Annotated in this window: 12 protein-coding genes and 1 other RNA gene; 8 read left to right on the top strand and 5 right to left on the bottom strand. The window is 48.7% G+C overall.

Annotation, left to right across the window (positions count from 1 at the left end; genetic code table 11):
• Positions 1 to 2 precede the first annotated feature (2 nt).
• Positions 3 to 1289, top strand: coding sequence for a citrate synthase (locus ACMHXE_RS00955; protein WP_101052927.1), 1287 nt, complete (start codon positions 3 to 5; stop codon positions 1287 to 1289).
• A gap of 386 nt (positions 1290 to 1675) precedes the next feature.
• Here the strand turns inward: ACMHXE_RS00955 and ACMHXE_RS00950 are convergent, their stop codons facing one another.
• Positions 1676 to 3445, bottom strand: a complete 1770-nt coding sequence (locus ACMHXE_RS00950; protein ID WP_413731126.1) for a monovalent cation:proton antiporter-2 (CPA2) family protein — start codon at positions 3443 to 3445, stop codon at positions 1676 to 1678.
• 487 nt (positions 3446 to 3932) lie between these two features.
• Between ACMHXE_RS00950 and ACMHXE_RS00945 the strand changes: the two genes are divergently transcribed.
• Positions 3933 to 4430, top strand: coding sequence for an outer membrane protein assembly factor BamE (locus tag ACMHXE_RS00945; RefSeq protein ID WP_101052923.1), 498 nt, complete (start codon positions 3933 to 3935; stop codon positions 4428 to 4430).
• A gap of 83 nt (positions 4431 to 4513) precedes the next feature.
• On the opposite strand, the gene ACMHXE_RS00940 is transcribed toward ACMHXE_RS00945, so the two are convergent.
• Complete coding sequence (locus ACMHXE_RS00940; RefSeq protein WP_100145313.1) at positions 4514 to 4849, bottom strand: RnfH family protein; 336 nt, start codon at positions 4847 to 4849, stop codon at positions 4514 to 4516.
• Entirely contained in the window at positions 4839 to 5276 is a 438-nt protein-coding gene (locus tag ACMHXE_RS00935; RefSeq protein WP_165566009.1) for an SRPBCC family protein, read from the bottom strand. The genes ACMHXE_RS00940 and ACMHXE_RS00935 overlap by 11 nt, the downstream gene beginning before the upstream one ends.
• Before the next feature lie 208 nt (positions 5277 to 5484).
• On the opposite strand from ACMHXE_RS00935, the gene smpB reads away from it, so the two are divergent.
• From smpB to ACMHXE_RS00905, 6 genes are all read left to right on the top strand, one after another.
• A complete protein-coding gene (gene smpB / locus ACMHXE_RS00930) occupies positions 5485 to 5970 on the top strand; it encodes an SsrA-binding protein SmpB (RefSeq protein ID WP_025009743.1) in 486 nt (161 codons plus the stop codon).
• A 115-nt stretch (positions 5971 to 6085) separates the two neighbouring features.
• Positions 6086 to 6440, top strand: a transfer-messenger RNA (tmRNA) gene (ssrA, locus tag ACMHXE_RS00925).
• A gap of 280 nt (positions 6441 to 6720) precedes the next feature.
• A complete protein-coding gene (locus ACMHXE_RS00920) occupies positions 6721 to 8316 on the top strand; it encodes a site-specific integrase (protein ID WP_413731124.1) in 1596 nt (531 codons plus the stop codon).
• The gene (locus ACMHXE_RS00915; protein WP_413731122.1) at positions 8313 to 9575 is read left to right on the top strand and encodes a hypothetical protein; all 1263 of its coding nucleotides are present in this window, start codon (positions 8313 to 8315) and stop codon (positions 9573 to 9575) included. Before ACMHXE_RS00920 ends, ACMHXE_RS00915 begins: the two co-directional genes overlap by 4 nt.
• Positions 9576 to 10038: 463 nt before the next feature.
• On the top strand, positions 10039 to 10584 hold the full coding sequence (locus tag ACMHXE_RS00910; protein WP_335916841.1) for a recombinase family protein: 546 nt from the start codon (positions 10039 to 10041) through the stop codon (positions 10582 to 10584).
• A gap of 151 nt (positions 10585 to 10735) precedes the next feature.
• Positions 10736 to 11080 carry a YkvA family protein gene (locus ACMHXE_RS00905; protein WP_413731120.1) on the top strand — a complete coding sequence of 115 codons (345 nt, stop codon included), beginning with the start codon at positions 10736 to 10738 and terminating at the stop codon, positions 11078 to 11080.
• 817 nt (positions 11081 to 11897) lie between these two features.
• Here ACMHXE_RS00905 and ACMHXE_RS00900 read toward each other — a convergent pair.
• Together ACMHXE_RS00900 and ACMHXE_RS00895 are read right to left on the bottom strand one after the other, a co-directional pair.
• Complete coding sequence (locus ACMHXE_RS00900; RefSeq protein WP_412522232.1) at positions 11898 to 12065, bottom strand: hypothetical protein; 168 nt, start codon at positions 12063 to 12065, stop codon at positions 11898 to 11900.
• Between the two features lie 21 nt (positions 12066 to 12086).
• Positions 12087 to 12638 (bottom strand): hypothetical protein, encoded by a 552-nt coding sequence (locus ACMHXE_RS00895; RefSeq protein ID WP_413731118.1) that lies wholly within the window; start codon positions 12636 to 12638, stop codon positions 12087 to 12089.
• Positions 12639 to 12943 lie beyond the last annotated feature (305 nt).

Raw genomic sequence — 12943 nt, 5'->3', positions numbered from 1 at the left:
GTATGGCTGATTTAAAAGCCAAATTGGAATTACCAGGGAACGACTCGATTGAACTGCCAGTGAAACAAGGAACTGCTGGTTTCGACGTAATCGATATCAGTAAACTCGGCAGTAAAGGCTACTTTACCTTTGATCCAGGATTTCTCGCGACGGCCTCCTGTGAATCTGCAATTACCTATATCGATGGTGCGCAGGGTGTATTGTTACACCGTGGCTATCCGATAGATCAACTGGCGACAGAATCCGACTACCTGGATCTCTGTTACCTGCTGTTGTACGGCGAGCTGCCAAGTAAGGCAGAGTATGAAAAATTCGCCTACACAGTTAAAACTCATACCATGGTGCATGAGCAGTTGGCCTTCTTTTTCAGAGGCTTCCGTCGTGACGCTCACCCAATGGCCATGCTTTGTGGCGTGACAGGCGCTTTGTCTTCTTTCTATCAGGACTCTTTGGATGTCAACGATGCCCGTCATCGTGAAATTGCAGCCTTCCGCCTGGTTTCCAAGATGCCAACCATTGCCGCCATGTGCTACAAGTACTCCATAGGACAGCCGTTCGTGTACCCACGCAACGACCTGAGCTATGCCGGTAACTTCCTGTCGATGATGTTCGCTGTACCTTGTGAAGAATACAAGGTGAACCCGATTGTGGAACGTGCCATGGATCGCATCTTTATCCTGCACGCCGATCACGAGCAGAACGCTTCAACCTCAACCGTGCGTCTGGCGGGCTCTTCAGGTGCTAACCCATTTGCCTGTATCGCTGCCGGTATCGCTTCGCTGTGGGGACCTGCCCATGGTGGTGCCAACGAAGCTTGTCTGCGTATGCTGGAAGAAATCGGTACTGTGGATCGCATCCCTGAGTTTATCGAACGCGCCAAAGACAAGGATGATCCTTTCCGTCTGATGGGCTTCGGTCACAGGGTTTACAAAAACTTCGATCCACGCGCCAAAGTGATGCGTGAAACCTGTCACGAAGTGCTGGCCGAACTCAAGGTTAACGACCCTCTGCTGGATGTTGCCATGGAACTTGAGCGTATCGCCCTGGAAGATGAATACTTCATCTCCAAGAAGCTCTATCCAAACGTCGACTTCTACTCAGGTATCATCATGAAGGCGATTGGTATTCCAACCTCCATGTTTACCGTTATCTTTGCCCTGGCCCGCACCGTTGGCTGGATTGCCCACTGGAAAGAGATGCTGGATCAGCCTGGTCACAAGATCAGCCGTCCACGTCAGCTCTACACAGGCGCGACTTCCCGCGACTTCGTGGAACTGGACAAGCGTTAAATCTAAGTGTTTAAAGTCCAAATCCGATGACCTCTGGTCATCGGATTTTTTGTACCTCTTTAATATCTATCAGCCCTTTATCCGCAGCAAACTGCAACCACTTCAATTTCCTGTTGTGCGCTTGAAACAGTCACTCCTATAAGGCTTGAGATAATGATGATTGGGTATAGAACCTGGCTTATAAAGCTAAACTCACCATAAGCCGAATAAAAACTGCCCAAAACCTAGATCAAACATCCAAGCAAGAAACGTAAGACAAGCTCTCATTTATCCGACCACGCTTAAAAAGATGCGAATAATTCCCCGTGGTGTTCTCTGTTGTAGAGCTTAGCTTGCCGGTTAGTAAGCCGCCCCAGACCACACATGGGACTTGTTCGCTCCTTCCATTATAGCCCCTTGTCTTTATCAGCTCGCATCAAGGACTCCAGCTCTGCCCTGCCCTTATTTGACAAGCGAATAAGCTCCTTAAGATCGTCCTTGTGCTTGGCTCCGGCTTCAACCTGTGCCTTGTCGTGCTCGGCAAATATCTTCACCCGCTCATTGGCTTGTACCTGACTGAGTCCCAGTGTTTGCAACACACTTTCACTGGCACTGAGGGCCGAGCCGAAGGTTTCCCGAAATACCGACGTCACTCCAAGACTCATCAAACGATAGGCATGGTTACGGTCACGGGCCCTGGCGACCACGGCTACATGGGGAAAGTGCGTCTTCACCTGAGTCACTATCTGCAATGAATCTTCCACATTGTTGACCGCTACCAGGATCACCCGCGCCTTGGGCAAACCGGCCGAAAACAGCATATCGAGCCGCTTGGCATCACCAAAATACACTTCCCCCCCAAACTGGCGCACCACATCCACATGGCGGGCATCTTTATCCAGCGCCACAAACGGGATCCCCGAGGATGCCAAAATACGACCGGTTATCTGTCCCATGCGGCCAAAACCGGCGATGACCACCTCGCTTTCTGACGCTTCTATCACATCAGGTAAACGGCTCGCTTCTGCCGGTTTGCCTAGCAGCCTGAACAATTTCAACAAATAAGGCGTTATCGCCATCGACAAACCTATAGCCAATACCAACATCTGGCTGATTTTTTCGGATAAAAGCCCTGACAACTGCGCTTGGGAAAGCAGTACAAAAGCAAATTCACCGCCTTCGGCCAGGATCAACCCCAACACCATGGCACTGCGCCAGGTATGGTGTCTAAACTTCCCAAGCAACATAAGTACCAAAGTCTTCACCGCCAGCATGCCAAAGAGGATCCCCAACAACGCCAAAGGCTCCTTCAGCAGTAAGCCAAGATCCATGGTCATGCCTACGGCCATGAAAAACAGCCCCAACAGCAAACCCTTGAAAGGTTCAATATCGGTTTCAAGCTGATGGCGATAACCCGAGTTGGCCAGCATGATACCGGCCAAAAACGCCCCCATACCGGCCGACAGCCCGAGCCAGGCCATTAACGCCGCACTGCCCATCACAAGCAATAGCGAAAACGCCGTCAGCACTTCGCGCACCCCACTGGCCGCCACCAACTGCAATACTTTGGGAAGCAGATATTTACCCACCAGCAAAAATCCCAATAAAGCTACACAGGTCCAATACCTGGGTACGGCATGATGAGCCGGGTCGGCGCCGCTTGGCGACAGATAAGCAATCAGCAGCATCATGGGGATCACCGCCAGATCCTGCATCAGCAATACCCCAAAGGCATCACGCCCCACTGGTGTAGTGAGCAGTCGCTGCTCATTCATTAATTGCACCGCAAATGCTGTAGAAGACAGGGACAGAGCTGCACCGACAATGATAGCGGCTTCAATGGAAAGCCCGACACCGAATGCCAAAGCGCTGACCGCTGCCCAGGACAGCAGTAACTGACCACTGCCTAGGCCAAATATGGCACTGCGAAGTTCCCAGAGTTTGCCTGGGGTCAACTCCAGCCCCATGACAAACAGCATGAGGATCACCCCAAGCTCGGCAAAATGAAGCACAGCAGCCGGCTCGGAAACCACAGCAACACCGCCCGGTCCAAGCAATACTCCGGCGGCGAGGTAAGAAAGTATGGGGCCTATACCAAAGCGCTTGCCAAGTGGAACCAACACCACGGCAGCGAGCAAAAACATGAGCACAGAGGTAAAAATGCCGGCCTGTTCCATCGAGACTCCTTAACAAATAGCAATAGAAGGCTGTTGTTTGCCACACTTATATACAGGGATAAAAGGCATGGATGATCTAAATGGCCCAAAGCAAGTTTGACTCGGGCCTATCACGGGAGTTTCAGTATAGCCAGCTTTATAGGCCTTGATAACCGAAATTTTGAACCTATTTAAAAATAAGTCTTTTAAATACAAATGGTTTTCAATGATGCAGCAGGCTTATTGCAAGCCGGCAAAACGATTTCAAATTTCTTGGCAGTCTAACTGGAACCCATTTAACTGAAACGACTAAAATCAGCCGCCGCCCCCGCTAACTTATTCTATTTGCCGGGAGTTAATTTGAACCAAGACAACAATTTGGCAACAGAGAGACGAACCAAGTCACTTTTATGTTGTCGAAGCCTCAAGCGCCAAGTCAATAGCCCTTGTCAGCACGGGCTGGGCTTGGGTATTATGGCCGACAGTTTTTCATGAAGTAGCACATTCAATGTCAATTAAAAAGCAAAGTCTTACCCTGCTGAGCGTCAGTGCGCTCACCCTCTCACTCAGTGCCTGCAGTGTCTTTGACTGGCTGGTGTACAAGCCTGATATTCCACAGGGCAACTATATGGAGCCTCAGCAAGTGGAAAAGCTGCGCATCGACATGACCAAGGAACAGGTGGAATTTGTGCTTGGGCGTCCTGTACTGCGGGACAGCTTCAAGGATGATACCTGGTACTATGTATACCATTACAAGAGTGGTCGTGATGCCAGCATTACCCACAAAGAACTGATCCTGCACTTTAGCGGCGATCAATTGACCAAGGTCACTGGGGATTACGAACTAAGCAATGAATTCAATACCCCGCTGGAACAAAGTAGCCTGCCAATGGCCAACAGCCCTGAGCTAACGCCGCAGATCCCTCAGCAGCGCGGCGATGAAAAACCTTTGGTTGAAGAGCAGGATCCAACCAAGATGAACAAGCACGAACAGGACCGTAAGTAACGGCTTAGGCCTAAGCTTGAACCCAAGATCTTAAAAAAGCGCCAACAGGCGCTTTTTTAAGATCTTGGGTTCAGCAAAGTAACTCAGCTTATTTTGGCGCCGGTTACTTTATTTATCCGCCCTTCTTCCGCAGCCTTCTCGGCACGCTTACGGCGAACCTCTTTGGGGTCGGCAATCAAAGGACGATAGATTTCAATTCTCTGCCCGGGTTCAACTTCGTCATCATGTTTGACCTGACGACTGAAGGTTCCGAGTTTCACCGTTTCCAAGTCAATCTCAGGGAAAAAAGCCTGGATGTTACTCTGACGTACAGCCTCGATAAAACTGGTACCCGGCGTCACGGAAACACTGATCACCTTCTGTTGTGTCGGTAAGGCATAAATGACATCGACACTGAATTTTTCCTGTTCACTTGCCACTGTATACTTCCTTCGCCCTTTGAGTAAAAGCCGTAACCATAGAGGTAACCAGCTCTTTGAATACCTTGCCGAATGCCATACCCACCAAAGCGCTGGAGAACTCAAAATTCAACTCAAACTCCACCTTACATGCATCTTCGGCCAATTCGGTAAAATACCAATGACCGGTCAAATGCTTGAAAGGACCATTCTCCAGTTGCAGCTCAATACTCCTCCCCTCCACCACCTGATTACGTGTGGTAAAGGTCTTGCTGATCCCAGCCTTACTGATATCTACCGACGCCAGCATGGTTTTACCATCAAACTCCAACACCTTGCCGCCAACGCAACCAGGGAGAAACTCTTTATAAGACTCAACATCATTGACTAGCTGGTACATCTGCTTCGCACTGTAACGCACCAGAACACTGCGGGAAATCTGTGGCATCCGTTGGTTGATACTCTTGGCTGACTCAAAAACAGACCCGGATTTTAGCATGCCGGTCAAAAAACGCATCCTTTGTTCCATCGCAATGAGTCCTGCCTCTGTAAGCGCTCAAAAAGCCAGCAACAAAACCCTAAGCTACTGCCCACAACTCAAAATATTCTTCCAGGCCAATTCCAAATTGGCTGCTGCTGCGTATAATAGCCAGCCTATGGCTAAGAAGAATGCAAAAAAATCCGCAAACGCTCCGGCAACCATTGCCCGGAACAAGCGTGCGACCTTTGAATATCGCTTTGATGAAAAATTCGAAGCGGGTCTGTCCCTAATGGGATGGGAGGTCAAATCCATCCGCGCCGGCAAGGTGAATCTGTCGGAAAGCTTTGTCATGCTGAAAAATGGCGAAGCCTTCCTGCACAACTGTAATATCACCCCACTCAGCGCGGCATCCACTCATGTGGTCTGCGACCCAACCCGCATGCGTAAACTGCTGCTCAATCGCCGTGAGCTGGACCGTCTGGCCGGCTTGGTTGAAAGGCAGGGTTACGCCATAGTGCCCATCTCCATGTACTGGCGCAAAGGTGCCTGGGTCAAGGTTGAGATAGGCTTGGGTAAGGGCAAGAAAGCCCACGATAAGCGCGACGATATTAAACAACGTGACTGGGCTATCGAAAAAGCCCGGGTCATGAAGAGCAAGTAACTGATATTTTTTGTTATTTCGCACACCAATTGTACGGATAACCAGCAAGTGATTGTCCTTTGCTAATTAAAGCCTTGGTAAGCAGGTGGCAAAGAGGTTACAATCAACACATCACGGGGGCGATTCTGGATTCGACGGGATTCGCGAAACTCCGGGAGCATGCCGAGGGGCGGTTGGCCTCGTAAAAAGCCGCACAGTTATAGTTGCAAACGACGATAACTACGCTCTAGCAGCTTAAGGCCGCTAGCCATCTACCACAGGTCTCGCACATGGGCAGTGGATTTGATGGTCACCTTACATAGTGCTAGCGAGGGAACCTTGTCTGGGGGTGAACCGCGAAACAGTACCAGGCTCACCGTTTGGAATCCTGTCTTTCGGAGTTCAACCGGTTAAATAAAAGAGAGACTAAGCATGTAGCGCCTTGAGCGTAGGTTTTTCGGACGCGGGTTCAAGTCCCGCCGCCTCCACCAAATCTATAAAGGACTGATTCTGTTAAGGTTTCAGTCCTTTTTTCTTATCTAAGCCTGACACCACTGTGCTACAGGAGTGTGTTACATGGCATCAAAAGAGCCCACCTATCTTTATCAACGAGGCCGCATCTGGTGGTATAGACAAAGACTACCAAAATCTAGTACAAATGCAGTGCTCAGGCTATCACTCAAAACCGACGATAAGCGTTCAGCTATTGTCCTTGTGATACTCCTTAGCAAGTATCTATGGACGAAGCCCTCGCCTTCTAGGGGGAATCAAATGGCCAACCATTCCATGACGATACTCACCAACTGGCCGTTTTTGCGTGTACATCACGACGACGGCTTCCTATTGCCTGAAAAAGCTCAGGCAGGAACAGAAAGTGAGATATTTGAAATGGAATCTACTATCATTCGTTCAATCAAAGTTACTGCACAAAAAATAATCCACCACTACCACCAGCTGGAACTCGACCGCTGGCAATCCCGCCGAAGAACAGAAGGCGAATACATCGAGTGGCTTGAGCAGCTGCACGAGTTCAAGTCACTGACCCAAGAGGCATCAAAGCTTAATGATCTGAGACAATCCCAGCGATTGGTTAAGGATTACTTTGAAGATACTGCGACTCCTCGGCCATCCCCTGCCATCTACGACAAACTGGTACGGAAGGTCTGCGACTTGGTGCCTTCTGTCTATGATGCATTGTTGAAGAACCAACCGCCCAAAAACATTGAAGAGCTGCCGCAAGCCCTTGGTTCAACTCCCGAACAGGGAACTGAACCGGCGTCCGAAAAAATGCTCTCTGAAGTGATAGATGCGTACCTGTCGGAGAACCTCCAGAAAGGCTGGAAAGCCAGAACCATCAAACAGTATGAACATACCCTGTTCATTGCTCTACATCACTTGGGAAGCGTCCCTGTTCGCGACCTGAATCGCACTCAGGGACGACATCTTAGAGCCATTTTGGTACGATTAATCAAAGGTAAACAAAAATCAGATATCGCCACTGACGGCCTGAACGCTTGCCTCACAGACGATGATGCACTGCGGATCTCCGTGACCACGGCCAACAATCACATGAATCGCCTCAGGGAGTTCTTCCGTTGGTGTGGTTCCATGGGCTTCATCGAGCGTAATCCACTCCCCGACGACAACTTGCCAGCCCCCAAAACAGCCAAAATTGCCAAGCGTGATCCGATAACGAACGCAGAAGCCCAGCGGATATTTGCACACCCCCTGTTTGTTGAGCATAAGGGCATCAAGACCAAACAAATTCAACATGCCAGCCACTTCTGGCTACCGCTCATCGCAGCCTATAGCGGCATGCGTTTGGGAGAGATATCGCAGCTGCATGTCAGCAATATCCGGAAAATAGGAGAGATTAATTGCTTTGTTGTCGAAGCCAGCACCGCTCACCATTACCTTAAGACCGCGAATGCAGAACGAGCTATTCCTATCCACAACGAGCTGTTACGGCTAGGCTTTCTCCAGTTTGTCGACGACATTCGCAGCAAGGGCGGAGAACGCCTGTTCAACAACATCAGCCTCATACAAGGGAACTACAGTAACAAACCCAGTGAATGGTTCATCAAGAACTTCAGAGATGCTCTGGGACTTCCAAAACATGTTACCCCGCATGCCTTCAGGCATTCAGTGAAAGACAAGCTCAATCGCGTTGAAACCAACCCAGAAAACATTGCAAGACTGATTGGTCATGCTGGTAGCCAGTACGGTGGTCTCATACCAGAAGACGTATCCGAATTGGCACGCATCATCAACACGATTAACTATGATGAAGCCACAGCAGCAATCTCACCAGTCCAGCCCAACGCCTTTCACTGCAATCCAACTGAATCCGAAGGGGAAGCAGCATGAGTAACCTTTCCACATACACACCGAAGACCTTCTACAACCTCGAAGCTTATGAGGAGTTCTGGACAAAGATCCGTTGGGTAAGATTACGTGTTTTGTACAGGCATCTTCATGGTGCGGACGGCAAATGCACGAGGTTTACGCAATGGATGCGAAGAGCCATTAAAAAACTCGAAAAGGCCGGGGAATTGGACTCGCTGACACTGAACTCAGCGAGGCCGGAATACACCTATGTAGCCCCGCCAACTACCGCGATGTACCTGCTGTTATACGGCCCCAACGCTGCCTATAACAGACATTGGGTGGACGGGATTGCGAAGGTCTGCGGTCTTCCCATCCCCCGTCCTCCTGGTAAGAGTCGTTATGAAGAGCAGTTTGCAATGGAGTTGGCTGACACGCTGAAAGATATCTCAGCTAACGCCCGCAACGGCCTTGAGTTCAGTTTGCAACAGCAGGTGAACACCGGAAAATACAACGTAGACTTCTTGCTGAAAATCGAGAACGAAGTAGAACCTGCTATGAGCGAGACCCTAGTTATTGAGTTTGATGAGGACTACCACAAATCGGCTCACCAACAGCGAATCGACAATCAAAGAGACAGATACCATCTCAAGAAAGGCATGAGAACCATCAGAGTCAAAGTCGAAGATATGCATACTTGGATCGGTCGCACCGAACAGTGGAAGTATCCGTACGATAGCAAGTCATATCAGATTTGGATGGCAAAAGAGGCCATTCGTCGGCACCAAGTGACGGGTAAGTTCTATGTATCCACTCAATCGGCTCAGGGTGCTCTGGACGAAGATGATCACATTGGAGTATTCCCTGAGACCAAGCAGCCCTTAAACTTCATCGCCACGCTATTGAAAGAATTAGGCGTCGAACATTCAACCCGCAAAATGAAGCTCAAAGGTAAACATACACGGGTTCTGCTGATTGATAATGGCTGGGAAGAAACTCTAAAGCAAATCGAATCAACACGTTACAGCAACTACGGAAATATTGTGCAAGTAGATGGTTCAAACGGCACCCTTTCTGTCACCGATGACAACCCAGTGTCACAGACAATCTACCAAATAAACAATAAGTTACCAACACACAACCAGCGTGCTGACACGTGTGACAGTTTGACTTCTGCAAACACACCCTATAGGGGGGTACGCACTGCACCGAGTTTTCAATCTTCTATAGGAAATCCCCCCAAGCGCCCTGCCCTCATGGGTTTGACAGCAGAATTCCTGAAACGCTGTCAACTCGAATAAATCCCCCCTCTCTCCAAAAGGGGGGACACTTTCCACCTGACTTATACCCAAAAGGGCTCTCAAGCTCGGTATAAGAAAGGTGGGGAGCTCATCCCCTTCTCCATGAGCTTCACTACATATCATCGTGCAGTGGGGCTTCACTTGCCTAACTCCCAAAACCGATACAGAGGAGAACGCCATCAACGAACTGTTTAAGCAAGTCGCCAAAGCGGCACTGATAACCGTCGTACCCATTCTGATTCAGGCATTCATTGACCGGTTTCTCGACGACGAGGAACTGTGGATGGAATATCCGGAGGATGACGAATAAGGACAGGTACTGACTGTTTGCAATGTCATTAAACCAAGCCCTAGTGACACGACACGAACCGCAGTGAAAACCGTGTCACTAGGATCCATTTCCGACTTTTGACACGTTTGGTCAGTAAACCCTGACCCTATTGACCGACTATGGAGACCCATTATGGCTACCATTGGATATGCCCGAGTATCAACCACAGGCCAGAGCCTCGACGCCCAACTCACCGCCCTCAGTGGCTGCGATAAGGTATTTAAGGAGAAAGTCAGCGGTGCCAAAGACGACCGCCCACAGCTCAATCTGATGCTGGAATTTGTACGGGAGGGGGACTCGGTCGTTGTGACCAAGTTGGACAGACTGGCAAGGAACACCCGCCACCTGCTGGAGATAGCAGAGTACCTCTCCGGTAAGCAAGTCACCTTGAAAATCCAGAACCTTGGGATTGATACAGGGACGCCCACGGGAAAGCTCATGTTAACCATGGTCGGAGCGATAGCCACCTTCGAGCGGGAACTAATGCTGGAGCGACAGGCAGAAGGAATTGCAATAGCAAAGCAAAAAGGGAGATACAAAGGTAGAGCTCCAACAGCAATGGCTAAATCTGTTGAAGTACTGGCATTACTAGACCAACACATGTCAAAGGCAGAAATAGCCCGGACTACAGGCATATCATTGTCAAGTGTTCGAAGAATCGTATCAAAGCAACTCTAATGTTGCTTTTGATCTTCTTCACAATATGTGATCAGATTTGGTTTACAACTGATGTACAAGAATACGACAATTGACAGTAAAGCGAAATAAGCAACACCATCAAAAAGCCATAACAATATGATACATATATAAAAACTAAACGGAGAATAACATGAATAGAGAGAATGAGTTTGTAGTTGAGAATTTCAACGAAGAAAGCTTTTGGGATAAAGTCATCAAATTTTGTAAAGACATAGGAAAGGATGGCATCGAGCAAGTGTTTAGGCTTTATTACGCACTCGATAGCGAAAAGTGCGGAACGAAAGAGAAGACCATTATCTATGGTGCATTAGCCTATTTAGTTTCACCAATAGATCTAATACCCGATTTAACGCCTGTATTGGGCTATACAGATGACTTAGCTTTGATAGCCTCAGCATTGATTGCAGTTGCTAACTGTATTGATGATAAGGTGAAAGCCAAAGCAGCAGCAAAAGTAAAGGATTTATTTGATTAAATAAAGACTTAGGAAGACCAGCAGAAATGGACATCACAGTGTTTTTAGGCTTAATCATTAAGTTCTTACCACTTCTGCTAATTGTTGGAGGTGTGGTAGTGATTTACCAGTGTGGTCGAGGAGAAGATAATTAAACAATTCACTCTGATTCAGTCTGAACTTGTGCTACATTGTGTGCTACATCATAAACCGTTGGGTTTAGATACGAATCAGTGGGTTAAGGAAAGTGGGTTCAGGTTGAGCCGCCTCCACCAAATAAAACAAAGGGTTAGCAGAAATGCTAACCCTTTTTCTTTTGGTTTTGTCCACCGATTGCCCACACAGAAAAATTTTTTGCCCACCAGTGCCCACAATCCCCTGAATTTCAGTTCTACTTTCCAGCAAACCCGCTTCAGATCTTACTTTTCCGATTACCTTGCAAAAGGCCTTCACTTAAAAACCCCCACAAAAACCAACCTATTTTATTAAAAAACATCACGTTATGAATCCAACAACCCATTAAGACCAGCCTGTATAACTGTAAAACAGTGAAATTAACCGCGATCTTTTCAGATCTTCGATCCTTTTCCCGGCCCAGAGCCTGCGCTTGGTGGTGCCATATACTGAACAAATTCAAAACTGAAAATAAATTGAGGTGCAAACTGCGCAGGAGGGTGAGGAAGAGTGCGAATTTCGTGACGTAGAATTGCGTAGGTGGTGATTTACGTAAGGACAATGCCAGTCATCAAGGTTTGTTTAGGTATATTGATAGCGGCGCAACTGTACCACTTATCTAATTAGATAAGTGGTACAGTTGCGCATTTAGATGAAGGGGCCGTTACTTGGTTATCGGGTCCAGTCTATCTTTTTGACCGTCGGCCAGCGATGCCTTGCTGTTAAAGTCACTGGATTGATCCGGTGTTGCACCATTGGCATGAGTATGACTGGCACAGATGGTTGCCAGCTCGGCTACCGTTCCCATGAGTTCAGATAGCAGCTTGAGCACGTTTTCATCTTCACTGCCCAGCTACGTTTTCGGGCTGCGGTAATCCTGTGTCGCGCTGGCGATCACCTCACGTGTTTGGCATTGCAGTTTGGCCAGTTTGCCGATTGTGTCGGTAAGGTTCTGGTCTGTTTGGTGGTCAAAATTGCCCACATCATCAATGTGACGATAGACCCCATCACGCACTTGGGTGCGGACTTCGCCAGGCTTGATTGCCGGCAGGTCCCACCCAAATGGCAGCACTGTGCGGATAAATGGTTTGTCTGGCCTGCCATAGGCAAATCCCAGTTCAACCAAAGCGCCAATGGCCGGCGGTTCCAAACGGCCGGCTTTGCTGCCTATTCCCGATACTGGCAATGGCACCGCCTGCAACAGTTTGGATTTTGTCGGGCTGCCGTTCTCATCCAGCAGCTGCACATCGGCCGCATAGCGCGGATAGAAAGGGTCACTGTGGCGTTCCCCCTCAAGCGAAGGTAATTCAGGCAGTGCGACCATTTTCCCCCAGCGCGGTAGGTGTAGTCCCGCTGACAGCTCAGGGAACAAGCGCAACACTATTTTGAGGATTGTCTGTTTCACCCTACCACCTCAATGTTTGTTTGGTGATATACTGATATACAGGACATTCTCGTCTGATATACAGGACATCCTAAACACTTTCTGAGCTGCAAAGAAGCTCGTTGCAGGGGGCAGTCTCTGATAAATAACGACGGATTTTTGGAAGTAGACTCTCTGAGACGAGAAATCTGCGAGGTTCATACAAAAGCTGCGGTTGCTAGGCAGGCCAACGGCAGGCTTAAGCCTGTTTCTGCAACATCACCAACGGATTAAGGTTAATGGGGATGTATTGCTTGGCTTTGTTGCTTACCCCGGCACCACTTACC

This window comes from Shewanella sp. BJSY2023SW007 (assembly GCF_047314525.1).
In the GTDB taxonomy this organism is placed as follows: Bacteria; Pseudomonadota; Gammaproteobacteria; order Enterobacterales; family Shewanellaceae; genus Shewanella; species Shewanella chilikensis.
The sequence above is the reverse complement of the archived record's forward strand: the minus strand, read 5'-3'. Positions and strand labels throughout refer to the sequence as shown.

What these genes read in the sequence shown, in the direction of transcription:
- ACMHXE_RS00950 (WP_413731126.1), bottom strand. Translation starts at nt 3,445, where the DNA reads ATGGAACAGGCCGGCATTTTTACCTCTGTGCTCATGTTTTTGCTCGCT.
- ACMHXE_RS00915 (WP_413731122.1), top strand. Translation starts at nt 8,313, where the DNA reads ATGAGTAACCTTTCCACATACACACCGAAGACCTTCTACAACCTCGAA.
- ACMHXE_RS00955 (WP_101052927.1), top strand. Translation starts at nt 3, where the DNA reads ATGGCTGATTTAAAAGCCAAATTGGAATTACCAGGGAACGACTCGATT.
- ACMHXE_RS00945 (WP_101052923.1), top strand. Translation starts at nt 3,933, where the DNA reads ATGTCAATTAAAAAGCAAAGTCTTACCCTGCTGAGCGTCAGTGCGCTC.
- ACMHXE_RS00935 (WP_165566009.1), bottom strand. Translation starts at nt 5,276, where the DNA reads ATGCCACAGATTTCCCGCAGTGTTCTGGTGCGTTACAGTGCGAAGCAG.
- smpB (WP_025009743.1), top strand. Translation starts at nt 5,485, where the DNA reads ATGGCTAAGAAGAATGCAAAAAAATCCGCAAACGCTCCGGCAACCATT.
- ACMHXE_RS00905 (WP_413731120.1), top strand. Translation starts at nt 10,736, where the DNA reads ATGAATAGAGAGAATGAGTTTGTAGTTGAGAATTTCAACGAAGAAAGC.
- ACMHXE_RS00920 (WP_413731124.1), top strand. Translation starts at nt 6,721, where the DNA reads ATGGCCAACCATTCCATGACGATACTCACCAACTGGCCGTTTTTGCGT.
- ACMHXE_RS00910 (WP_335916841.1), top strand. Translation starts at nt 10,039, where the DNA reads ATGGCTACCATTGGATATGCCCGAGTATCAACCACAGGCCAGAGCCTC.